Below are 22,533 nucleotides of genomic sequence, written 5' to 3' on the forward strand. Positions count from 1 at the left end.
ACCTGCCGGAACGTCAGATTCGTCCGGTAGTACACCGCCACCAGCAACACCCGATCCGCCAGCGACAAGCCCCACCGCCGGCCGGTCCCGGTCTGTTCACCACCCCGACGGGCCACGATCCGCACGAGCCGGCGAAACACCGGCACCGGCAAGCCCGTGAACACCGGCACCCACTCCGGCCGCTCCGCACTGATCACCTGATCCACACCAAGATCATCGATCACGCCGAGACAGCGTTACGGGACAACCTTTAGGTGATCAGCAAGCCGGGTCACTGCAGTCAGGATGTGTAGCCAATAGGGATTGGATGCCAGCGTTTGGAGAAGGCGTGAGGCGTCATGCGCGGAGACAACTTTGCCCAAGATTCTTGTGACATCAGGGAGGCTATGGCGGGTTCCCACGAGTAAGAGCATCGCTGATAGCGATTTCCGTAATGTATTCAGATAAAGGCTCGTGCTGGGCTGGAGTCGCACCGCCCATTCGGTCCAGAGAAGAGTAGGGACGCTGCGGTGCCGTGAGGATGCTCTTGCAGCGGGTAGGTGGTGGCATGGCGATTCGGTGCTCGTGCGGTAGCGCAGCTGGTCGCTGGGTTTGAGTAGGGGGCCGAGTGCGGATAGCTGGATTACTCGCAGGCGTGTACTGGTTTCTTTTCCCCAGCTGCCGAGGGTGGTGGGAGAGACGGCGATACCACGTTCTCGGGAGGTTTCCATCAGCCAGCGAAGTGCTGCTCCAGCATCTCGGGCCGTGTTCGAGTTGAGGATTCCAACTGCAGCGGTAGCGCCGAGCGCGGTGATCGCGGCGTGGGCCGGAGCCATGGCACCTGGGCGTTTTTCGGCTTGTGTCGGTCGGCTATGTCCGGCGGGCTGAGATAGGGCCTGTTCGTAGGCATTCAGCAAGTCCTGGGGAAGGCCATCGAGGTCATCCCGGTCGGCGTAGCGAAGGATTCGTGCTGCCAGGGCCCGTAGATCCGACAGCGCGGTGTATGTCGGTTGAGGCTCGGTGTCGTACACCCCGAACCTGGCCTTGCCTTCTTCTATAAGAGTGAGGATTACCTTCTGGGCGTGCAACACGGGATGGTGCTCCGGAAACCTGGTGGTCACCGCCTGGGTCAAGTCGCTGCCGCAACGGGCCGCGTTCCTGCCTCGTGCGTCAGGCCCCGCTGGTTGAACGCACTGTCCCAGCGCTAACAGACACCCGCGCAATTGGCGGCGAGGCACTCGTCCGCAGTCTGGACAGACGTCGGCGAGCAACCGCTGGTGGATGGTGCAGGCGAATGACCATCCCAGCCGCCAACTCAACTGCCAGCGCCCGCCCGTGCTGGCCAGACAATCAGGACAGTAGCGGAATCCATTGTGGCGTCCCCAAAGTCGCCATTGCCGGACCTGCCGCCTGGCGGTGTCAATGCTCAGCGCGTGGCCGTCGTAACGGGCCAAGGTCATCGCTTCGATTGTGGCCGGATCTACTCCGGTGGCGGTGGCCAATGCTGCGGTCTCTGCAGGCCGCAGGAGCACGGTCCACTCCATCTGGACTTCTCCAGGCAGCTCGTAAGGGTCAGACGTTTGGCGAGAGCGAGACAGCCCAATCTCCGGAAGCAGGTCGCCAAGCGGCGTGTGGAGTCGGTAGGCCAGCGCTGCGAGCCAGGAATCTAGCGCCTCGCCCGGCATCGGGTCGACGCGGATGGGCAGGGTGCGTGGCTGGTTCATCTGGTCTTGGCGCGTGGCCGGGTGGTGATGCGGCGTGCCTGGAGGGCCGCTTCCAGTTCCTGCCGTGCCTTTTCCGAGGCCGCGTCGTTCTTTACTCCGTTTAGCAACTCCTCGTCGAGACGCTCAGCGCCGGTGCGGACGGCGCGCTGGCAGCCGCGGTTGATTAGCGTCATCAACGAGCCGATGTGACCGGTGCTGCGGGCGAACAGGTAATCCGATAGGGCATCCGCGAGCATGCCCAGGTTCTTGTCGGCGAGCACGAGGCGTTGTTCCAGAGCCAGTAACATCTGCCGCCATTCCCGCCGTCCGGTTTCGGTGTCGACAGTGAACGGCCGCATATCCAGTGGAGTGGTGCGGCGTCCGGTTTGGGCCAGGACCGCGTTGGCGTAGGAGTCGCCTTCGCTGAACAATCCACGTTCGGCCAGGCCAACTCCGATGAACATCAGCGTCACCGGGAACTCGTTGGCGATGTACTTGAAGTGGTTGCTGATCTCGACCCCTGACGTTGCCCTCCAGCGGAGGAAATGCAGATCGTCCACTATCAACAGGCGGACGGCGCAGGACAGCATGCAGTCCAGCGCCCGATGGCCGAACTGCGCGGTCGTCCCGCTTGTTCGTCCGGGGTGGGCGAAATACTCCAGCATCGCCCGGTTGAAGTCCTTCATGCCGGTGTTGCCCGTCAACCCGACCCGGCAGACCGGCCAGCGCTCGTTACCGTCCTCGGTGAACTCGCCTTCCTCGGCGATCTCGCGCAGGTGAAACTTCTTGGCGAACGCCAGCACTGCGGTGGTCTTGCCCAGCCCAGGAAACGCGTCGATCGCGATCGCGCCCTTGGCTTTGTCGCCGTCCTGGACATTGCTGTCGACGATGTCCCACAAGTCCTCGTGCAACTCGGTCAGTTGCGGGGTTTTGAGTGGTCCGAGGTTGGCGTGCCAGATCCGCCGCTGCTTGTTGTATCCAGCCAACGCGCCTTCACCCAGCCGCCTCAGTTCCTTGGCGCTCAACGGTTCTGGCTGGGACCGGGCTGGCGTGGTGACGAAACTGCGCCAGCCTTCCTTGCGGGCCAGGGTCAAGTTGTCCAGCCCTGCGTGACTGTCCGCCGACTGGGCTTCGCCCGAGGCGGGCTGCTGACGGCGCGCAGTCACACGTCCTCCAGAGCATCGGCGTAGAAGTCATCCTCGGCATCGAGGTCGTTCAGGTCATCGGCGTCGTCATCGCCCATCTCCGCCACCGGCTCATCGACCTCCTCCGTCGGTGCGCTGTCGGAGGCTGTCGCGGCCGCGAGCACACGGGCAACCGACGGCAACGCCGGCACACCCTCTTCGCGCGTGTCCTCGGGTAGGTCGATCGCGGCCTGCTCACGGGACAGCCGCAGTGCCATCCGCCGCTCAGTCAGCGTCTGTCCCAGCCCGAGGTTCCATCGCTCGAACAGGTCGGCGATCGCGATCTTGTCATCGGGATAGGCATACTTGGCGGCGGCCAGTTTGCGCGCGAACTGCAAGGCGTCCTCGCTCAACGGCATCTCCAGCGACGGAGCGTGCTCCCACTGCAGGGTGTGCCATCGGCGGGAGCCGGGGTCGCGGAAGTAGGCGCGGGTGATGTCGTCGGGATCGACCTGGATCGGCCAGCGTCCCGCAGCTTTTCCGGTGTAGGGGCTGGTCTCGTTGTCCCTGCCCTTGAGTATCGTGCCGGTGTAGCGGCGGCCGTCGATCTCCACCCCGTAGTGCTGGATCGTGCGCCACTCGGTCTTGAGGAACTCGTAGCCCAGATCCGGGTCGCGCGGGACCTCGATGTAGCCGGCGCGAGCGACGCCGTGCTCGAACATCATGGCCGGCGACATCCGCAGCTTCGGCAGATGCGGATCAACCAGACTGGAATGCGGCTTGTGATGATACACGGTCGCGATCCACTCGCGGATGATCGCTTCCAACTCGTCGAGGAAGAAGAACGCCTCTCCCTCGGGATTCAGACCCCGAGAGTGGACATCCGGACCCTTGTAACCAGGCAGTGCCTGCAACAGGTCCTCCCGCAGAGTGCGGAAGAACCGCTCCACCGGCCCCTTGTCGCGGCCTGTGCGCAACCGGGCCGGTTGGATCGAGATCCCCATCCGGCGACACACGCTCGTCAGATGCTCCGACACGTAGATCTTGCCGTGGTCGACCACGATCGTCTCCGGGACCACCGCCGGCGCGGCCGCTCCGGGCAGTTCGATCGAGGTGGTGTCCATCAGCACTGACCTGGGGATGCCGTGTTCGGGCCAGACGGCGTGTGCAGGCCAGTCCCGCCCGGCCGGTCGCGGCCGGAACGCCTGGTAAAGCACAGATGCCGCGTCTACCGACTTGGTTGACACTGGTGTGAGCCGAAGTCCGACGACACACCGGTCGTACCAGTCCATCGCGACGGTGAGCTCGGAGTTGATCCACCGCAACGTGACCGGATCCAGCGCGAACACGTCCAGCCGGGTGGTGTCCATCAGGACGTACTCGCCAGGCCGGGTCGGCCGCAGCTTCCCATACGCCGTGTCAGGACGGTCGGCGATGTCACGGTTTCGCTTGGCGCTCAACCGGAACGTTGGATGCCGCCGTTCCAACTCCTCAAGCACCCGAAACGCCGTCGCCCGGCTCGGTGCCTTCACCGCACCGGACCCGAATCGTGCGACGACGCGAGCGTTGGTCCGGTCGATCACCATCGACCGTGACGGCTTCGACTCCCCGGAATGCTCGACCATCACCTCCACCGCGGTCTCTACCCACCGCTCGTCAACCCGACCGACGACCAGTTGCGCGCAACTGGCTTCCTGCCAATCAAGCCGGCTTCACCATTGCGCTGGAAGGCGGACACCCATTGCTGAACGGTGCGCATGGTGACGTCCAACTCGGCCGCCTTCGCCGAGTATCGGGCTGTCAGGGGCAGGCACGGATCAAACTCGGGACGTGGCTCGTTCACAGTGGACAGCTCCGCCATCCCCGAGCGGTAGCCGGTCAGGACCTCCAGCACGTGTGCCGCCCGGTCCAGCATCTGCTGCCGCGCAGGATCGGTCAGCTCGGCCAGCAGCACACTCGCCAGTTCCTCAGGATCATCAGCGCTCGGACCTGGACCGACCGGCACGACCCGAGCGCGATCTGAGGCCAGCATCTCCCGCAGCGACACCCGCACAACCTGCTGGGTCGTAGCGTTCCTCAGCACGACCTCGTTGCCGGCCGCAGTGCTGAGCATCTCCACGACCTCGACGACCTCGCCGTCGTAGATGAAGCGTGCGCCGACACCGATGCGAACCGCCGCCCCGCTCACCCCGCCGCGCTCCTCAACACGTGGGCATTGCTCAACCGACGCGTCAGATCAACCGTGAAGTGCTGCCGCCACAACAGGTGCAGCACCGCCGAGCGCACCAACGCTGCTGGCCGATCCGGCCGAGAACGGCACGCTTCAGCGAACGTGGCGCCGTCAAGATCGGCAGCACGCAGTTCGGCAAGGAGCTCCTGATCGAACAACCAGCTACGGCGATAACCAGCCAGGAAACGCACGTTCTCCAACTCATCGGGCGGCGGTTCGCTCCACACCTCGTATCGCCAGCCGCGCGATTCCACCATCTGTCTGGTCCAAGCGAAGGTGAACGCGGTGTCCGGTCTGTGCACTCGGTGGCGCGGCTTGACGTCCACCACAACCGTTCCGGTACCGGTGAGCAGCAGGTAGTCAGGGATATGTTTACGAATAGCTCCGTCGACTTCAGCCCGCAGAAGAAAGGGCTGAGCCGAGATGCGATACACGGACAAGTCGAAGTCCGCGAACAACAAGCGAGCCAGTTCGAGCCGGGATTCGTAGATCACATGGTTGTCCGCAGTGGCGGACCAAAAGGTGCCCGAATAGTGCCGCTGCCCTCTGCGCCAGCGGAACGTCCGCCACGGTGATGCCGAGACCATTGACTCCAGATCGGCAAACGCCCACGGCTCGGTCTTCTCAGAGGCTTGGCCAGGTAGCGAGTTCGCGTGCCGATAGCTGACCGTCATCGACACCGGGGCGTCTACAAGGGTGGCCATCCCTGCTCCCTCCCATCGACACGGCCATGAACGACCGTTGGGCGGGAGCACCCTCGCATCGGCTTCCGACGCCAGGACAGAGTTTCGGCGGTGTGTCGAGGACAACCACCCAGACAGCCCACGCGATGTACGCCCATCAGCGGAACAGCAAGATCGGGGCTCGGCTACCGCCTGCGGTGTTCGATCAAGCGCCGTTGCGACATTCCCACTGAGGCGCGGGATTTACTCGGCGTGCTCTGCCACGGCGGCTGCGAGCTGGTGGCTGGCCGCCTCGTAAGCAGCGCCGATGGCCCGGGAGTCTCGCATCAGCGCTGTGAGGTGACTGATCATCTCTTCGGCGTTGACGCCGTGGGGAGGTATCTGGGTACTTGTGCCGAAATACTTGGGCTTGACAGTGGGCAGGTTGGTGAGACCGTCCAGGTGTCCTAGGGGCGACTGGAGCTTGCCTGCCAACTCGGCGAGCTCGTTGCCGAAAGCCGTCCAAGCTATCGCCTCTTGGGCTGCCACGTCGGCGCCCTTCGTCAACTCCTCACGATTGGCGCCGGCATTGGACCCGCCGCCGAAGGGGCTGGGGGATTCGAAGATGTGGCCAGAGGGAGTTGGAACAGGCATGCGACGCTCCTCTGAATCTCGTTTTCACTTCACTTATGAAGTACAGATGAAGTCAGCACTGAGAATATGAAGCCGGATTTGAGAACCTACACTGACCAGCATCAGCCCTGGGCCAGGTCGGTGAACCGGCTGTAGTGCAGCTGGTGGGCCACGGTGATGGTGGCGGTCGGGCCGGCACGGTGCTTGGCGATGATCAGGTCGGCCTCGCCAGCGCGCGGGTCGTCGCGTTCCCAGGCGTCCGGGCGGTTGATCATGATGACCATGTCGGCGTCCTGCTCGAGCGAGCCGGACTCACGGAGGTCGGACAGCATCGGCTTCTTGTCGGTGCGCTGTTCCGGACCGCGGTTCAGCTGGGAGATCGCGATCACCGGGACGTGGAGCTCCTTGGCGATCAGCTTCAGGTTTCGCGAGAACTCCGAGACTTCCTGCTGGCGGGACTCGGTCTTCTTGCCGGAGCTCATCAGCTGGAGGTAGTCGACGACCACCAGCCTGAGGTCGTGGCGCTGCTTGAGGCGACGGGCCTTGGCGCGGATCTCCATCATCGTGAGGTTCGGGCTGTCGTCGACGAACAGCGGAGCCTCGCTGATCTCGCTCATGCGGCGGGCGAGGCGGGTCCAGTCGTCGTCGCTCATCCGGCCACCGCGCATGTCGCCGAGGCGGATGCGGGCCTCGGCGGAGAGCATGCGCATGACGATCTCGGTGCGGCTCATTTCCAGGCTGAAGATGGCGCTGGTCAGGCCGTGTTTGATGGAGCACGAGCGGGCGAAGTCGAGGCCCAGCGTCGAGTTGTGGGTCGGGATCATCGTCTCGCCCGCGAGGTACAGGTGGTCGTGGTTGTCGACCTCCACGCACCGCACCGGCACGGACGCGACCGGGCGCACCGAGACGATCTCCACCTGGGCGTGCTGACCCAGGCCGGCGATCAGCTCGTCGACGTCACGACGCAGACGCGCGAACCGGCCGTCGATCTGCAGCGCCGCCAGCAGCTCCTCGCGCTGCTTGCGCGACGCGCGCAGGTACGCGGCGGGGATGTGCGGGTCGTCGGCCACGTCGAGGTCCTTGGCCACGCGCAGCTCGTCGTCGGTCAGCTCGCCGTCGCCCAGACCGGACAGGAACTTGCCGAGCGAGGTGGGCGAGAGGGGCAACGACGCGGAGGGCAGCTCCCACGCCGCCGACATGCGGACGAACATGCGGCACACGCCGACGCGCTCGAACAGCTGCGCCGTCGTGCGGATCGCCCAGAAGCCACCGGTCTCGCTGCACGACTCCGTCAGCCACTGGTGCTCGGCGTCGGCCACGATCACCGCGCCGTCGGAGAACTCGACCTCGAAGCACGGACGGCCCGCCATCACCTCGGTCGCGGCGACCACGCGCGTCGGACGGCCGTCGGCGCCGATCAGGAAGTCGCCGACGGAGACCGAGCCCATCGTGGTCCAGCCGGACGGCGTGGGCAGCGGGGTGTCGAGAGCGAGCGCCTTGCCGACACCGGGACGGGCGGCGACGATGATCATCTGACCGCCGTGCAGGCCGTTCGTCAGCTCGTCGAGGTCCGCGAAGCCGGTCGGGATGCCCTGCGAGATGCCGCCGCGCGACGCGATCGCGTCGATCTCGTCCATCGTCGGCTGGAGCAGGTCCTCCAGCGCCACGTAGTCCTCGGTCGTGCGGCGGTCGGTGACCTCGTAGATCGCCGCCTGGGCGCGGTCGACCACGTCGTCGACGTCCGCGCCCTCGGCACCGTTGTACCCGAGCTGCACGATGCGCGTGCCCGCCTCGACCAGGCGGCGCAGCACCGCCTTCTCGGCCACGATCTCGGCGTAGTAACCGGCGTTCGCGGCCGTGGGCACCGTCGCGATCAACGTGTGCAGGTACGGCGCGCCACCGATGCGCAGCAGCTCGCCGCGCCGTTCGAGCTCGGCCGAGATGGTGATCGGGTCGGCGGGCTCGCCGCGACCGTAGAGGTCGAGGATGCAGTCGTAGATCGCCTGGTGCGCCGGGCGGTAGAAGTCGTTGGGCGCGAGCGCCTCGATGACGTCCGCGATGGCGTCCTTCGACAGCAGCATGCCGCCCAGCACCGACTGTTCCGCGGCGAGGTCCTGTGGCGGCTGACGCTCGAATCCGGGTTCCGCCATACCCCGGTCGTCCACCAGCGCCACTGCCAAATCACCCCTGCGAAGAGTCGAGAGCCGGTGCCTGCCCCCTAGTTGTACAGCGCGGCACCGACAATTTCGGGCGGCCACGCTGTGCGATGGTCATCGCCCGAGTCGCGACGCTAGAGGGACCCGTCCGGAGCAAGCAAACCAGCGTGTGGATCGTCCTGTGGACAAGTGGGGGACAACCTGTGGATGGTTGCTCACAGGGGTGAGAGCGCTGGGGACAACCTGTTGACAACCGGTGGAGTGACAGAAATAACCGCAGCTCAGAGGCTGTGAACAAGTTGTGGAAAAAGTTGTGCGCCACACCCTCGGCGTGTCGCGAAAAACACCCTCTTCGGCGTGTCGCGTGTCGGCCGGTCGCACGGGTTATCCACAGGACGTGGACAGGATGGCGCTGGTCCGAACGAGCGAAAGCGCCACCCACCCGGAGCATTCCGGGTAGGCGGCGCTTCAGCAATCGCAACCAGCGTGAAGTGCCCCCGAGGAGGTCACGTCACGCCGTTCGCGTTGCGGTGCTCAATCGCCGGCGGTAAAGCCAGCGGCTTCGCGGGGCTTACTACTCGCCGGCGGTCACCACGAGCGGGAGCGCCACGGTGACCTCGGGGTGGAGGCGAACCGTGATCGAGTGCTTGCCCGTGGTCTTGATGTGACCCGGCAGCTCGATGGCGCGCTTGTCCAGCACGAGGCCGGACGCGGCCTTCTTCACGGCCGCCGCAACATCAGCGGTCGTGATCGAGCCGAACAGCTTGCCGGAGCCGGCCGCAGCCTTCGCGGTCAGCGTCACGCCGCCGAGGCCCTCGAGCTTGGCCTTGAGCTCCTTGGCGTGGTCCAGGTCGCGCACGCGGCGGGTGTCCTGCGCGCGCTGGATGACCTGGATCTGCTTCTGCGCACCGCGGGTCGCGACGATCGCGAGACCGCGCGGGAGCAGGTAGTTGCGGCCGTAGCCGTCCTTGACCTCGACGATGTCGCCGGGCGCGCCAAGGCCGGAAACGTCAGCGGTGAGGATGAGCTTCATCGCGAAAGTTCCCTTCTCTTAGCGAGCGGTCGAGGTGTAGGGCAGCAGCGCCATTTCACGGGCGTTCTTCACGGCAACAGCGACGTCGCGCTGGTGCTGCGAGCAGTTGCCGGTGACACGGCGGGCACGGATCTTGCCGCGGTCGGAGATGAACTTCCGAAGCAGCGTCGTGTCCTTGTAGTCGATCAGGCTCGCGCTCTTGTCCTTGCAGAAGGCGCAAACCTTCTTCTTGGGCTTGCGCACAGGCGGCTTGGCCATGTGTCTCTAACTCCTGGAATACGCAGTGATCAAGATCTGGATGACCGGTGCAGTCGGTCTAGAAGGGGGGCTCGTCGGCGAACCCACCAGAGCCGGCCGGCGGGGCGGAACCCCACGGGTCGTCTGCCGGTGCGCCACCGCCACCGCCGCGAGACTGCTGACCGCCGCCGCCGCCGAAGCCGCCGCCACCGCCGCCGTCTCCACGGCTCACCTTGTTGACCTTCGCGGTCGCGTAGCGCAGCGAGGGGCCGATCTCGTCGACCTCAAGCTCCACGACGGTGCGCTTCTCGCCTTCCTTCGTCTCGAAGGAACGCTGGCGCAGCCGCCCGGTGACGAGCACTCGCGAACCGCGGGTGAGCGACTCGGCCACGTTCTCGGCGACCTGCCGCCACACGTTGCACCGCAGGAACAGCGCTTCGCCGTCCTTCCACTCGCCCGACTGCTTGTCGAACGTGCGGGGCGTGGAGGCGACCGTGAAGCTGGCCACCGCCGCACCGGACTGGGTAAAGCGGAGTTCAGGGTCGGCAGTCAGGTTCCCGACCACCGTGATCGTCGTCTCACCAGCCATGGCTTGGGAGCTCCCCTAATTCGAGGTTCGTCAGGCCCTGGCGGCGGCCCTGGCCGCCGACTTGGCCGACTTGGCGTCCGACTTGGCCGCGGCCTTGGCGGCCGTCTTGGCAGCCTTGGCGGGCTCGCGGCGCAGGACCTTCGTCCGGAGCACCGTCTCCTGCAGACCGAGCTGGCGGTCCAGTTCCTTCACCGCGTCCGGCGTCGAGGCCAGGTCGAGCACCGCGTAGATGCCCTCGCTGTTCTTGTTGATCTCGAAGCTCAACCGGCGCTTGCCCCACACTTCGACCTTCTCAACGCTGCCACCAGTGGTTTTGATGACGTTGAGGAACGTGTCGAGAGACGGCGCGATCGTGCGCTCGTCGAGACTGGGGTCGAGGATGACCATCACTTCGTAATGACGCATGAGGACCACTCACCTCCTGTGGACTCGCGGCCACGGGCTTTCCGTGGCAGGAGGGTCGTCGCGTCAGCAACTGAAGAAGGGTAACAGAGCGCGTCCGGCGACTACGCAGGGGTGCGGCGCAGCACCCATGTCCGCACCAGCGCACCCGTCACGCAGGCCAGCATCAGCACCGCGAGCAGCACCGGAAGGCCGACGCCACCGGGTCCGCCGAGCCTGGGCAGCGCCGTCGCGCGACCGGCCGCCAGCACCTGGTCGCCGTCGACGCCGTTTCCGTTGGAGGCGCGGGGAACCTGCGAGCCGTAGCGCACGCCGGGCGACGGCGAGTAGAGGCCGGGCATCGCGAACGGCAGCGAGCCGTAGCTGAACAGCGGCACGCGGCCGAAGTTCGAACCGAGCGAGTAGAGGGAGAAGTCGCGGTTGCTCGGCGCGCCCGTCATGGCTCCAGGTGTGCCAGGAGTCACACCGGGTTGACCCGGCTGGGTGCCCGGCTGGGGCTGCGGCTGCTGGGCCGGCGGCTTGGGCTGACCCGGCAGCTGAACGGCCTGCTGCGACGCGTCCGCGACGGCCTTGGCGCCGTCCTGCACGGGAGCCACGACCTGGTTCACGCCCGTCACGACGACCTGGCAGCCGCTGGTCAGCGTCGAGCGCACGGACGTGTTGAGCGTCCCGATGATCGGCCCGAGCAACGGCAGCTTCTGCAGTTCGGCCACCACGGCGTTCGCGATCGTGGCACCGGAGATGGTCGTCGTACCCGCCTGCACCGCACCGATCGGAATCGGTTTGCCCTGCGAGAACGCCTGCTTGAACGGGTCGGCGAGCGGCGGCCCGAGCAGGGGGATCGCCCGGATCAAGTCCGTGATGGGCTGGGTGACGGCGGCAGGGCTGAGGGAGACCGGGGTTCCAGGCGTGCCCTGCACCGATGTGGCACAGCTGCCCACGACGATGGGATCCGCTGCCGTGGCCGGAGCGGCAGCTCCCACGGTGGCGGAGGCCAGCGCCAGAAGCGTCGCGGCGGTGACGCTGAGCAGTCGCATGTGAACCCCTTTCCTACTCTCAAGTAACGACCGTAGGTCCTGGTCGTGACGCGAACCACCCCCAGTTTTCGCAATTACTCCTATCGGCGGCGGCTGCGATCGCGTTATGGAGTCCGACTACCCTCCTTGTTCATGCGCATCGGGGCCCATGTTCGCGACGACGACCCGGTCGGCGCCGCGGCCGAACGCGGGGCCGAGGTCGTCCAGTTCTTCCTGTCGGATCCCCAGGGGTGGAAGAAGCCCAAACCTCATCCGCAGACGGAGGCGTTGCTCGCCTCCGACCTCGAGGTGTTCGTCCACGCCCCGTACCTGATCAACATTGCGTCGCTGAACAACAAGATCAGGATTCCGAGCCGCAAGAACGTGATCCAGCACGCCGAGGCCGCCGCGACCGTGGGCGCGAAGGGCCTGATCGTGCACGGCGGGCACGTCACGAAGGGCGAGGACCCGGCAGAAGGCTTCGCGAACTGGCGCAAGTTCTTCGAGCGCCAGGTCGCCGAGGGCGGCTTCGCGGTCCCGATCCTCATCGAGAACACCGCGGGTGGCGACAACGCCATGGCCCGCTCGTTCGACAACATCAAGCGCCTCTGGGACGCGGTGGGCGAGTTCGGCCAGGGCTTCTGCCTCGACACCTGCCACGCGTTCGCCGCCGGTGAGGACCTCGTCGGCATCGTCGATCGGGTGAAAGCGATCACCGGCCGCATCGACCTCGTGCACCTCAACAGCTCGCGCGACGAGTTCGGCTCCTCGCGCGACCGGCACGACAACATCAAGACTGGCACCATCGACGCCGATCAGCTGGTGGCCGTGGTCGCCAGTGCCGGATGCCCCGTCGTGGTCGAGACACCGGACGAGGGCCAGGCCGACGACATCGCGTTCCTGCGCGACCGCGCCGGCCGGTGACGAGCGTGCACGAGGTGGTGAGCGTGACGCCCGAGCGAGGCGACGCCGGGCGTGTCGCGAGCCGCTTCGGCAGTGCCGCCCTTGCCGTGCTCGTGCTGCTGTGCGGGCTCACGCTGCTGCTGGGCTTCATCAACAAGGACCGCTGCACCGGTCCGGCGTTCGACCAGTGGGGCCGCACGCAGCCCGACTACGACGAGCGCAACAAGGAAGAGGTCTGCTACTCCGACATCCAGCACCTCTGGATCGGGCGCGACATCGACCGGCACGTCTTCCCGTACGTCGACGGCGGCATCAACGACAAGGGCGTCCTCGTCGGCGGCTCCGTCGAGTACCCGGTGCTCACCGGCGTGATCATCTGGGCGGGTGCGATCTTCGCGCACAACGACGCGGAGTACCTGCTCTTCTCCTCGCTGCTGATGGCGCCGTTCGGCCTGCTCACGGGCTGGCTGCTGGGCAAGCTCGCCCGGTGGCGCGCCCTGCTGTGGGCGATCGGGCCACCGCTCATCCTCTACGCGTTCCACAACTGGGACCTGCCGGTCGTGCTGTGCTCGGTGGCCGCGGTCTACGTCGTGCACCGCTGGAACCGGCCACTGGTCGAACGCGCGACGATCGCGTCCGTCCTGCTCGGCCTCGGGTTCGCGTTCAAGGTCTACCCGGCGGCCTTCGTGCTGCCGCTGATGCTCTTCGTCGCCACCGGCGGCTGGCGCGGCCAGGAACTGCCGGAGGGCAAGAAGTTCGACGTCGTCGGCGCGCTCAAGGTCGGCCTCGCGTCGATCATCACGGTCGTGCTGGTCAACCTGCCGTTCGCGTTCGCGGGCTACGACGGCTGGCTCGCGTCGTTCGAGTTCCAGCAGCTGCGCCGGGTCGACATCACCACGAACTCGATCTGGTACTGGGGCCTGCGGCCGTTCCTCGGCGACGACGCGATGCAGTCGCTGGTCAGCGTCGTCTCACCGATCACGATCCTGGTCTCGTTCGCGATCGCCGCCGGCTACGGCCTGCTGCGGTACCGGCGCGAGGGCACCTATCCGTGGATCGCCGTGTCCGGCGCGATGCTGTGCGGGTTCATGCTGCTGCACAAGGTCCACTCGCCGCAGTACACGCTGTGGCTGGTGCCGTTCCTCGTGCTGCTGCGCGTGCGGCTGATGTGGGCGTTCGCGTACTTCGTGGTCGACCTGGCGATGGGCATCGGGATCTTCCGCTGGTTCTGGGCGATCGAGTTCGGTCAGCCCGCCGGCATCTACGACAGCTTCTCCGCGCAGGCCGTCATGATCGGCGTGTGGGGCCGGGCCGCGCTGCTGGTGGCGCTGTTCGTGGTGTTCCTCCAGGCCCGTGACGTCACCGAGGACGACCGCGAGGACACGAAGTTCATCCGCGGAGCAGTAGCAGCGAAGAGCTGACGGGCCGCAGACTGCACCCGTGAGGGTGATCATCGTCCTGACGCTTCTGCTGCTCTGCGGCGCCTCCGGACCGCACGAGCGGCTGGCGCCGATCCGCTGGTTGCCCGTGTGGCAGGCGGTGCCGACGCTGTCCGCCTCCGTGCCGGACCAGAGCGTGCGCACGACGGTCGACCTCACCGCGAGCGGCACGTCGGTCCGCGTCAGGCTGTCGAACCTGATGGGCATCAAACCGGTCCGCGTCGAGCAGGCCGTGGTCACCGCGAACGGCGAGACCCGGCAGCTGACGTTCGGACGCTCCCGCGCCGTCACGATCGGTCCGCGCGGCGAGGTCTACAGCGACGCCGTGCAGTTGACGGTGACGACAACGCTCGAGATCAGCACGTACACACCCGCCGGCACGCCGTGTCAGGCGCGCGCACACCGCACGATCACGTCGGCACGAACGCACATCTGCCTCGTCTCGGCGGTCGAGGTCGCGGGTTTCACGGCACCGGGCGCGGTGGTGATGTTCGGCGACTCGATCACCGAGGGCGAGCGGGAGGCCACCTGGCCGTCCCTGGTCCAGAGCGACTACGCCGTGCTGAACGCGGGCATCAGCGGCAACGGCGTGTTGTCCGGTGACGCCCCGATGATCACCCGCCTCTACCGGGACGTCCTGTACAGCGACGAGGTGCACAAGGTCGTGCTGCTGGGCGGCATCAACGACATCCAGCACGACGTGAGCGCGGACAACGTCATCGCCGGCATCCGCACGGTTCAGCTGCGGTGCCAGAACGAGGGCGTGCAGGTCCTCGTCGGCACGATCACCCCGTGGCGGGGCTGGGGCAACTGGACCGAGGCACGCGAGCGGCAGCGCCAGAAGACCAACGACTGGATCCGCGCGACCTTTCCCGACGTGATCGACTTCGACGCCGCGCTGCGCGACCCCGCCGACCCGCTCAGACTGCGTCCGGAGTTCGACTCCGGTGATCATCTGCATCCGAACGGGGCCGCATTCGGTGCAATGGCTCGCCTCGTGAAGGTGTGACGATCCGCCGGTCCGGAGCGTCCTCCATGACACCGGCGAGCGGGTCCTGGTCGCCCGCGATGCGCACGAGGTCGCGCTCCGGGTGGTAGATCTCCTTCACGACGATCACGCACAGGCCGATGACGGCCACGTCCCGCAGCAGCACGGCGCCGAGGAACCAGTCGATCGGCAGGCCCTTGTTCTCGGTGCCGAGGTAGAAGTACATCCGCGGCACCCACACCAGCGCGTCGATCGTCATCCACGCCAGCAGCAGCTTCCAGCGCGGCAACGCGAGCACCGCCAGCGGCACCAGCCACAGCGAGTACTGCGGGCTCCACACCTTGTTCGTCAGCAGGAACGCCGCCACGACGAGGAACCCGAGCTGCGCGAGCCGCGGCCTCGTCGGAGCCGTCAGGGTCACGTAGGCGATCCCGGCACAGCACGCGATGAACAGCACCGAGCTCACCGTGTTGAGCACCGTCGGCGCCTGCCCCTGCGTGAGCCCGGGGTCGAAGCCCTGCCAGCCGGTCCACTGCACGAGCACGTTGTAGATCGTGTCCGGGTCGGCGTTGCGCTCGGTGTTGAGGCGGAAGAACTCCTTCCACCCGATGTTCGACGCCGGGTTCAACGCGATCGGCGCGTTGACGAGCGCCCACGCGCCAATGGCCGACGCGGTGGTGGTGAGCCCCGCCTTCAACCGGTCAGAACGCCAGCACAGCAGAAGCAGCGGCCCGAGCAGGAACAACGGGTAGAGCTTCGCCGCGCCCCCCAGGCCTATGAGCACACCGGCGAGCACGGGTTTCTTCCGCGCCCACGCCAGCAGACCGGCCGTGGCGAACGCCGTGGCGATCGTGTCGAAGTTCGTGAACGCGTGGACGATGACCAACGGCGACACAGCGACGATCGCGGCGTCCCACATCCGTCTGCGCGCTATTCGAGCCACCGAGAACACGGTGACCAGCCACGCCACGGCCAGCCAGAACGCCGTGACGTCGAAGAACACGATCACCGTCATCGGCAGCCCGGGAACGAGCGCCACGAGCCCCTGCGCCACCCGCGCGTTGAGCCACATGAACACACCGGTGATCACCGGGTACTCCATGTACCGGACGTGCTCGGTCGGCTTGCCCTCGTCGTCCTTCCACGACGTGATGTACGGGAAGGAACCGCGCTGGTCGAGCCTTTCCGCGGTGTAGAGCGGCACGGTGTCGGAGTAGCAGAGCGCGGTGAACTGCCTGCTGCCCCGCCAGTCCAGCTGCACCTGGCCCTTGTCGTCGACGTACTGCTGGATGCACGGCGACTTCTGCACCCACCCGGCCAGCAACGTCAGCACGGCGAGCAGCAGCACCACCCGCAGCGCCGTCCAGAACCAGTGACGGCCGACCTGCGCGTGCTCACCGAGCGGACCGCCGAACGGTCTGCTCAGGGTGCGGGCGAGCGACTCGGTCCAGGTGGGCGCGACCCGCTCTACGTGCGTGAGCGAGTCGGTGTCCTCGGCGGGAAGCTCGGCAGGGCTGCTGGGCACGTCGCGGATGTTACGGCCAAGACCGTTTCGCCGTGGTCAACATCCCCGACTCAGCAGAGTGCACACAGACTGCGGAGCTCGATACGGCCGCGCCGCTGTTTTCGCGGTGTGCACAGAGAGTTCCCGCGCAGGGCAGGGCGAAATGATCTTGTTGGCCTTGCAGGCCACCTCTCGTTGCGCCACAACGATTCCAATGTCGTGCATCATCGCTGCATGAGGGGTGTACGCCTCGTCCGGCCATGTCACAAGTGCCGCGCAGCATGAACGAGTGTGCCCCGATCAGCGCGGTGGACGGGGCGATCAGCAGGATCGACATGAGCATGTGGCGGATCCCGCAATGTTTTCGGGGATCCGCCACGATCGCAAGGTGTTCATCAGATCAGCGGCTAAAGCCAGCTGATCGCGCGCCACCATTGGGGTTCGATCAGGAACAGCACAGTGGGAGTCAGCGTGATCAGTGCCGCGATCAGCCAGAACCGCCGGCCACGTACCTTAAGAAGGCGTAAGACACAGTAGTTCAGCACCCAGAACATCGCCGCGACACCCAACATCAGCATCAAGGGGAGTCCAAACGCAGCGCCAATGCCCTCCTGCCCCCACTTGGTGCTGGCCGGCGCCCAGCCGAGCCACACTCCGACCGACTCCTCCAGCGCTCCGATGAACAGGACGAGCGGGACCACCCCCAGGTAGCCCAGCACGGCGTTGAGCCCTACCGTCCAAAGCCAACCGGCGACCTGCGGTCTTGCCTCTGCGCTGGTGCTGATGACGTCCTCCTAGTACTTGAACCCGGCCAACGACTCCGCCAGCTTCGCGAGCCGCTTGTCATCCGGCTTCACCGCCAGTTGGAAGTGTGCCTCGTCCGGTGTCTTGAAGTCGCCGCCCCATGCCACTAGCCCGCAGCACTCGGCGAGGATCGAGCGAATCGCAACCCGCTGCGAATCGAACAGCTCCCTCGTGCCGACGGGGTGAGAGCCCGGCCGGATATCGATCGCGGTGCCGGAAGCGTGGTTGCTCTGGTACGCGGGCTGCTTCCGGTCATGCAGCAGAAACCCCAGGACATCGCCGGGTCGCAGCGTGGCGACGCTGTAGTGGTAGCGCCGGATCACATGGTGCAGCACGGTCTGTGCCATGCCGATGTGCAACGGCACCGAGAAACCTGTGCCCTGCACCTCGCGCATCCACACAGCGCCGCCGATATCGAAACCCTTCTCGATCTCCCAACCGTTGGCACTGAGATCCCCGCTGCGCACCTCGTCGAGCTTGGCGTCGAGCGGATCGTTCTGTTGCGGCGCCGCAAGCGATACGGCCGGTACCAATGTGGCCATACTCGCGGCGGCGGCAACACCGACACCGACGCGCAACATCGTTCGCCGCGCGATCTGGTGGTCTTCCACGTGCTCCCCCATGTCCTTCACCTGTTCCGCAGCATCGAGTGGTACTTCTCGAAGGCCCGATACAGACCGATCACGACCTGGCCGTAGCTGTCAGCGCCGTTGTACTTCGACAACAGCCTCTGGACGTCGCCTTCCGGTGTGTTCAGGTGCGGCTGCTCGATATTGAGGTTCGCTGCCTCGTACTTCAACACCATGAGGATCATGCTGATGTTGAAGTTGTTGTCATCCCGCAGTTGACGCCACACGATCATGCGGTCGTCACGGCTGCCGGCGTTGAGCTTGGCACCGTTCATGTGATTGTTGTCGATCGCCCAGTTGCGGGCCACCGTGCCAGTGATACCGAAGATCTGGCCGACACCAGTGCTGGAGTCGTCCTTCAACCCGGCCTCGACAGCCTGGTCCACGAGGATGTCAGGGTTGTTGAGTTTGTTGATCTCCCACATCATGACTGCCTGGATCATCGCCTTGCGCACACGGTAGGTCTGCGCCAGTTGAGTGCAGTACGAGTCAAATGAGATGACCCGGTCGAAGGCTTCCGTCGTCGAGAAGATCCGGTAGACGTCCTCGCCCGCGCCTCCCGTCTCCGGGACTCCGATCGACTCGAAATGCGTCTGGATGTCGCGTAGCAGTGCGTCTCGGTAGCTCCGGTCGAAGACAACGTCCTGCCTGCCGAGCGGGATGTTCGGCATGTCGAAGGAGTTCTGCCCGATGTCACGGCCCGATGCGATGTTGTTGTCGATCTCGATGAAACTGTCGCCCGACCCGACCGTGATCGTGGAGATCTGATCGAACGCCCAGTCTGACGGCAGCGGGTATCCGAGGTTGCCGGAGAAACCGGTCGACATGTCGCACACGAAACTCGCGTCGGTGAGGCCGACCTCGCGTACGCGGGTACACACATTGCGCGGGCCGTAAATGCCGATGTGGTAGCCGACGCCGAACTGGTCCATCACCGACTTGATGCCCTGGAAGTGCGGGATGATGTTGTCGGTGACCTGGTAGCCGTAGGCGTCGTAGTCGACAGCGAAGTAGATCCGTGTTCCTCGCTTGAATCCGTAGTACTTGGCTCGGTCGATCGCCGCGAACGCGTCCGCCCGACCCTGTCCATTGCTGAAGTAGGCCGCTTCGCCACCGTAGGTCTGGTAGATCGGGAAGATCCGCAGGCCGTTGTCCTTGATGACGTCCAGCTCGCCGGTTTGGATCATCTTGTTCGGCGGGGTGTTCGGCACGTTGGACAGGTAACGGCCGACGTACAAATAGCCCTGTTGTCGCAACGCCTGTGCGCGCGCCGAAGTGATCTCGGTAACGCAGTCGACCGCGGTCCCCTTGCGGGAGTCGTCGCCGGTCGAGACGAGCAGTGAGGCCCAGGTCTGAAAATCACCTTTGTTCGTCTCCGGCAGCACGCAGAAACGTTGGAACTGCAGCACCTGTGCTGCGAGCTCGGAAGTGTAGACGCTGTCGAATTGCACTGCATCGCGTTGGTTCAGAATCATGGCAGCGGTGAACAGCGACACCCATCGGCCCGAGGAACCCACCGACAGCAGATTGTTCCTGATGCCCTGCTTGGTACCGGGGCCGAAGACACCGTTGGCCACGTCGTCGCTCATGCCGATTTCGAACTGGATCGCGAGCAGCAGAGCCTTTTGCACGTCCCGTGAGAAGTAGCCGTCGCACGGGATGGCGAAGAAATTGCGGCGGTTGATGTAACTGCCGTTCAGCCAACGCTGCACAGCGCGAACGTTCTCGCGGCCACCGTCGATCCGCGTATACGGATCCATGGTCAGCAGACCTTTGAACACCTTCGGTGTCACGCCGTCGCCAGGATAAGCGCCGTCGACGCCCATGTCCCGCTTGAGCTTCGTGACCGAAGTGGACATCTCGCCGTTGTAGACCCCGTTCGGCTCGCCGCCGGGATATCCCTTGCAGTACAACGCGTGTGAGATAATCTTGTTAATTGCGCCGTTTGTGCTGCTGCCGTTGATGTTCGGGTAGTTCTGTTGCAGCGCGCCAAGGGTGCCCGGGCCGAATGTGTCGGAATAGGAACCCAGTCGCAGCTCGTGCTGTAGCACCCGGGTCAGTCCGAACATTACATCCCAGCTCGTTCGGCCGTTCTCCTCGACCTTCGGAATTCCACCTACGTTGTATGAATTGATAAATCGTTGTGCGTCGACGACGCGCTGGTCCGTCACTTGTCAGACCCAATCCGTGAACAGAGGCTGGCCTCGCACCAAGGCGCCACCTCGGAAGTTGTAGAGACGATGTGTGCGTTGAGCGGGCGTGGTGTGCCGCGGGACAAGACGGCTGGCGTGAACGGGCCACACTGCATCCATGTCCGACCACTGTCGAAACTCCAGTCCATCCCAAACTTCTCATCGCCGCTGAGTAGCATGACCGCTGTGGGCGGCGAGCATCGTCCAACCGCGCTCAATCCCCGTTCACCAGGCCGAACTGCAGGTAAGCCGCTGCACCATTGCCCTGAACGCCTGGATGCGATGTTGCCATGAAGACCGTTCGGAATGTTGACGAACCCGTTGGCGCCGCAATCACGAGACTCGTGGTCATCAGCAAGGCGGCCGTGTGCAGAAATAATTTGTCGCAACTACACGCCTTCCCCCCAGGAAATATGACTGAAAATCCAAGTTGTCAAGTCAATGCCAGGATGCGGGCAGAAAGCTGCCCAGGTAATCGCTAGCCTGCGATTCCTGAATTTGGTCTAAAGCCATTGAGCGCCACTCGGTCGCGCAAACACAGAAATCACGTCGACGAAGCGCGATAATGGAAACGAAGAATTGTGGGTCGAACCTCCATCGACTCCCCCGAGAGGCCTTGGTCATAAGATAACGCTTCTGTGAATTAGTGCGTTACTTCTTCACCGTACAAGTCGAGCCGCCAGTAGGCAATCGCCCAAATGTTGCAACTCGCCGCCTCTGGACAACCTGCCGACGGCTTCGTAAGGTCGGATCGCGGCCCTTGTTGGGAGGGTCCTTGCGGGGGGCGCATATGGACGTTTTGTTCACGAAGTTCTGATCAGCTTCGGTCCGATGATGCCGATCTTTCATGGTTGGCTTCTTCGTGCTGCCCTCTCGCGATCGTTTGCAATTAAATCGGGAGCTTAAGTGAAGAATCTTGTTCGCTTGGCCGCGGCATTTACCTTCGTTTTTCCGTTGGTTCTGGTCGGCATGGCGGAGCCCGCATCGGCCGCGTACAACGACCTGAGGGACAGATGCGGTCGCGGCAATTACTGTGCCATGGGTGATGCCAACTGGCGCAGGTGTATTGCGGCATTCACGGGCAACGATGCCGCCTACTCCGACGACAGTTGCACCGACGGCGCGATCAGCTATCAACTTGATGACCAGACCACGTCCGTGTTCAACAACGGTTACCTGGGAACTCCCGACGATATCGAGTCATTCAGGCACCCGAACTACGTGGACTTGATCTGGACAGTCCCGCCGGGAACGTACTACTCGAACGTGGACAATTGGTGCCGCGCTTTGCCATGCAATGATCAAGCGTCCTCTCACCGATGGGTGTGACGCACTCGCTGTCGTGAACGTCGGCCCAGGCCGAAGTGGACACAGAATCAGTCCACTTCGGCCTGGATTCCTTTGGGGGAAAGATGGCTGGGAATTACCGGAAGTTGGCGCTGATCGGGGCAGGCATGTCCGCGATCGCAGCGTGCTCGGCGCCGCCGGGTGAACCACGACCCCTGCCCCCGCTGGGGCCAGTTCCGGTCATCCAGGTCGACGCCGACGTCAAGTTCCCGCTCGACGGCTACCTGACGTCGCCGCAGCGTCGGGTCACCATCCGGAAAGGTCAAGACCTGCTGGTGCAGAAATGCCTGCGTCGATTCGGCTTCGAGATGGAGCTCCCCGACCGCAAGCCGGAACAGCTACGGGCCCGGGTCATCGGTGTCGTCGATGACGCGGAGGCGGCGAAGTTCGGCTACTCCGATCCCGAGACGCTCGAGTCGATTCGCAAGGCCGAGCAAGTCAGGAAGGAGCAGAAGCCCTGGCCGGAGGAGATGGTCGCGGTGCTGGACGGGTCGAAATCGGCGAAGAGAAATGATGTACCCGATGGAGGCTGCATGGGCGAAGCTCAACGGACTCTCGGGCTCGCATCGCAGAGCATGGACAAGCCCGGCGACGAGAATTTCGTGGTCGCACTGTCGCGCGAGTCGAGCAAACTGGCTGAGGCGGACACCAGGTTGAAGGCTGTCTGGGGCAAGTGGAGCGACTGCATGAAGGACGCGGGCTACCACTACGCCGACCCGTGGGGACCCAACAGTGAGAAGAAGTTCGGCGGTGACGACGCCTCTCCGGAGGAGATCGCCACGGCACGCGCCGATGTCGTCTGCCGCAAAAAGGACAATGTGAACGGGATCTGGGTGGCGGTGCGGACGGCCTATCAGAACCGGCTCATCGTGGACAATGCCGATCCGCTGAAGCAACATCAGGGCCGCGTTGACGAGCAGGTACGCAAGGCGACCGAGATCATGTCAGACAAGTGAGCGCGTT

At 65.0% G+C, this 22,533-nt stretch carries 21 protein-coding genes and 1 pseudogene; 5 read left to right on the forward strand and 17 right to left on the reverse strand.

All coding sequences use genetic code 11. The features are described from left to right. From ABZ345_RS02755 to ABZ345_RS02815, 13 genes and pseudogenes are all read right to left on the reverse strand, one after another. Positions 1–206: pseudogene (locus tag ABZ345_RS02755) on the reverse strand (IS5/IS1182 family transposase); the annotation flags it as partial. 30 nt (positions 207–236) lie between these two features. Further along, on the reverse strand, positions 237–1,703 hold the full coding sequence (locus ABZ345_RS02760; protein WP_359842260.1) for a TniQ family protein: 1,467 nt from the start codon (positions 1,701–1,703) through the stop codon (positions 237–239). Further along, positions 1,700–2,848 (reverse strand): TniB family NTP-binding protein, encoded by a 1,149-nt coding sequence (locus ABZ345_RS02765; protein WP_359842262.1) that lies wholly within the window; start codon positions 2,846–2,848, stop codon positions 1,700–1,702. The genes ABZ345_RS02760 and ABZ345_RS02765 overlap by 4 nt, the downstream gene beginning before the upstream one ends. Further along, the gene (locus ABZ345_RS02770) at positions 2,845–3,930 is read right to left on the reverse strand and encodes a Mu transposase C-terminal domain-containing protein (RefSeq protein WP_359842263.1); all 1,086 of its coding nucleotides are present in this window, start codon (positions 3,928–3,930) and stop codon (positions 2,845–2,847) included. Before ABZ345_RS02770 ends, ABZ345_RS02765 begins: the two co-directional genes overlap by 4 nt. 518 nt (positions 3,931–4,448) lie before the next feature. After that, positions 4,449–4,994: a helix-turn-helix domain-containing protein gene (locus ABZ345_RS02775; protein ID WP_359842265.1), complete on the reverse strand. Its 546-nt coding sequence runs from the start codon at positions 4,992–4,994 to the stop codon at positions 4,449–4,451. Beyond that, positions 4,991–5,740: a TnsA-like heteromeric transposase endonuclease subunit gene (locus ABZ345_RS02780; protein ID WP_359842267.1), complete on the reverse strand. Its 750-nt coding sequence runs from the start codon at positions 5,738–5,740 to the stop codon at positions 4,991–4,993. The genes ABZ345_RS02775 and ABZ345_RS02780 overlap by 4 nt, the downstream gene beginning before the upstream one ends. 222 nt (positions 5,741–5,962) lie before the next feature. Then, complete coding sequence (locus ABZ345_RS02785) at positions 5,963–6,352, reverse strand: hypothetical protein (RefSeq protein WP_359842269.1); 390 nt, start codon at positions 6,350–6,352, stop codon at positions 5,963–5,965. A 101-nt stretch (positions 6,353–6,453) separates the two neighbouring features. Next, a complete protein-coding gene (gene dnaB, locus ABZ345_RS02790) occupies positions 6,454–8,481 on the reverse strand; it encodes a replicative DNA helicase (protein ID WP_359843087.1) in 2,028 nt (675 codons plus the stop codon). 580 nt (positions 8,482–9,061) lie between these two features. Further along, positions 9,062–9,520, reverse strand: a complete 459-nt coding sequence (rplI, locus tag ABZ345_RS02795) for a 50S ribosomal protein L9 (protein ID WP_359842270.1) — start codon at positions 9,518–9,520, stop codon at positions 9,062–9,064. 18 nt (positions 9,521–9,538) lie between these two features. After that, on the reverse strand, positions 9,539–9,778 hold the full coding sequence (gene rpsR, locus ABZ345_RS02800) for a 30S ribosomal protein S18 (RefSeq protein WP_030480165.1): 240 nt from the start codon (positions 9,776–9,778) through the stop codon (positions 9,539–9,541). A gap of 58 nt (positions 9,779–9,836) precedes the next feature. Then, on the reverse strand, positions 9,837–10,346 hold the full coding sequence (locus ABZ345_RS02805) for a single-stranded DNA-binding protein (RefSeq protein ID WP_359842273.1): 510 nt from the start codon (positions 10,344–10,346) through the stop codon (positions 9,837–9,839). A 30-nt stretch (positions 10,347–10,376) separates the two neighbouring features. Further along, the gene (rpsF, locus tag ABZ345_RS02810; protein WP_359842275.1) at positions 10,377–10,751 is read right to left on the reverse strand and encodes a 30S ribosomal protein S6; all 375 of its coding nucleotides are present in this window, start codon (positions 10,749–10,751) and stop codon (positions 10,377–10,379) included. A 101-nt stretch (positions 10,752–10,852) separates the two neighbouring features. Next, positions 10,853–11,785 (reverse strand): hypothetical protein, encoded by a 933-nt coding sequence (locus ABZ345_RS02815; protein ID WP_359842277.1) that lies wholly within the window; start codon positions 11,783–11,785, stop codon positions 10,853–10,855. 132 nt (positions 11,786–11,917) lie between these two features. Between ABZ345_RS02815 and ABZ345_RS02820 the strand changes: the two genes are divergently transcribed. Genes ABZ345_RS02820 through ABZ345_RS02830 form a run of 3 tightly spaced genes read left to right on the forward strand, consistent with a single transcriptional unit; the run spans position 11,918 to position 15,115 of the window. Then, positions 11,918–12,688, forward strand: a complete 771-nt coding sequence (locus ABZ345_RS02820; RefSeq protein WP_359842279.1) for a deoxyribonuclease IV — start codon at positions 11,918–11,920, stop codon at positions 12,686–12,688. Positions 12,689–12,711: 23 nt separating this feature from the next. Next, complete coding sequence (locus ABZ345_RS02825; RefSeq protein ID WP_359842281.1) at positions 12,712–14,088, forward strand: hypothetical protein; 1,377 nt, start codon at positions 12,712–12,714, stop codon at positions 14,086–14,088. Between the two features lie 19 nt (positions 14,089–14,107). Then, positions 14,108–15,115 carry a GDSL-type esterase/lipase family protein gene (locus tag ABZ345_RS02830; protein ID WP_359842283.1) on the forward strand — a complete coding sequence of 336 codons (1,008 nt, stop codon included), beginning with the start codon at positions 14,108–14,110 and terminating at the stop codon, positions 15,113–15,115. Here the strand turns inward: ABZ345_RS02830 and ABZ345_RS02835 are convergent. From ABZ345_RS02835 to ABZ345_RS02850, 4 genes are all read right to left on the reverse strand, one after another. After that, a complete protein-coding gene (locus ABZ345_RS02835; protein ID WP_359842285.1) occupies positions 15,027–16,619 on the reverse strand; it encodes a glycosyltransferase 87 family protein in 1,593 nt (530 codons plus the stop codon). The two genes, ABZ345_RS02830 and ABZ345_RS02835, sit on opposite strands and share 89 nt — an antisense overlap. 386 nt (positions 16,620–17,005) lie before the next feature. Further along, the gene (locus ABZ345_RS02840) at positions 17,006–17,317 is read right to left on the reverse strand and encodes a hypothetical protein (protein ID WP_359842287.1); all 312 of its coding nucleotides are present in this window, start codon (positions 17,315–17,317) and stop codon (positions 17,006–17,008) included. Positions 17,318–17,392: 75 nt separating this feature from the next. Further along, positions 17,393–18,025, reverse strand: a complete 633-nt coding sequence (locus ABZ345_RS02845; protein WP_359842289.1) for a M15 family metallopeptidase — start codon at positions 18,023–18,025, stop codon at positions 17,393–17,395. 5 nt (positions 18,026–18,030) lie between these two features. Beyond that, a complete protein-coding gene (locus tag ABZ345_RS02850; RefSeq protein ID WP_359842291.1) occupies positions 18,031–20,202 on the reverse strand; it encodes a glycoside hydrolase domain-containing protein in 2,172 nt (723 codons plus the stop codon). A 927-nt stretch (positions 20,203–21,129) separates the two neighbouring features. On the opposite strand from ABZ345_RS02850, the gene ABZ345_RS02855 reads away from it, so the two are divergent. Further along, on the forward strand, positions 21,130–21,552 hold the full coding sequence (locus ABZ345_RS02855; RefSeq protein WP_359842292.1) for a hypothetical protein: 423 nt from the start codon (positions 21,130–21,132) through the stop codon (positions 21,550–21,552). A gap of 125 nt (positions 21,553–21,677) precedes the next feature. Beyond that, entirely contained in the window at positions 21,678–22,526 is an 849-nt protein-coding gene (locus ABZ345_RS02860) for a hypothetical protein (protein ID WP_359842294.1), read from the forward strand. Positions 22,527–22,533: the final 7 nt, after the last annotated feature.

This window comes from Lentzea sp. NPDC005914, from assembly GCF_040629405.1.
GTDB lineage: Bacteria > Actinomycetota > Actinomycetes > Mycobacteriales > Pseudonocardiaceae > Lentzea.

Bases quoted from the DNA above. Each gene is read 5' to 3' on its own strand.
- ABZ345_RS02760 (WP_359842260.1), bottom strand. From the start codon at position 1,703: ATGAACCAGCCACGCACCCTGCCCATCCGCGTCGACCCGATGCCGGGC.
- ABZ345_RS02770 (WP_359842263.1), bottom strand. From the start codon at position 3,930: ATGGACACCACCTCGATCGAACTGCCCGGAGCGGCCGCGCCGGCGGTG.
- ABZ345_RS02780 (WP_359842267.1), bottom strand. From the start codon at position 5,740: ATGGCCACCCTTGTAGACGCCCCGGTGTCGATGACGGTCAGCTATCGG.
- ABZ345_RS02785 (WP_359842269.1), bottom strand. From the start codon at position 6,352: ATGCCTGTTCCAACTCCCTCTGGCCACATCTTCGAATCCCCCAGCCCC.
- dnaB (WP_359843087.1), bottom strand. From the start codon at position 8,481: ATGGCGGAACCCGGATTCGAGCGTCAGCCGCCACAGGACCTCGCCGCG.
- rplI (WP_359842270.1), bottom strand. From the start codon at position 9,520: ATGAAGCTCATCCTCACCGCTGACGTTTCCGGCCTTGGCGCGCCCGGC.
- rpsR (WP_030480165.1), bottom strand. From the start codon at position 9,778: ATGGCCAAGCCGCCTGTGCGCAAGCCCAAGAAGAAGGTTTGCGCCTTC.
- ABZ345_RS02805 (WP_359842273.1), bottom strand. From the start codon at position 10,346: ATGGCTGGTGAGACGACGATCACGGTGGTCGGGAACCTGACTGCCGAC.
- rpsF (WP_359842275.1), bottom strand. From the start codon at position 10,751: ATGCGTCATTACGAAGTGATGGTCATCCTCGACCCCAGTCTCGACGAG.
- ABZ345_RS02815 (WP_359842277.1), bottom strand. From the start codon at position 11,785: ATGCGACTGCTCAGCGTCACCGCCGCGACGCTTCTGGCGCTGGCCTCC.
- ABZ345_RS02820 (WP_359842279.1), top strand. From the start codon at position 11,918: ATGCGCATCGGGGCCCATGTTCGCGACGACGACCCGGTCGGCGCCGCG.
- ABZ345_RS02845 (WP_359842289.1), bottom strand. From the start codon at position 18,025: ATGGGGGAGCACGTGGAAGACCACCAGATCGCGCGGCGAACGATGTTG.
- ABZ345_RS02860 (WP_359842294.1), top strand. From the start codon at position 21,678: ATGTCCGCGATCGCAGCGTGCTCGGCGCCGCCGGGTGAACCACGACCC.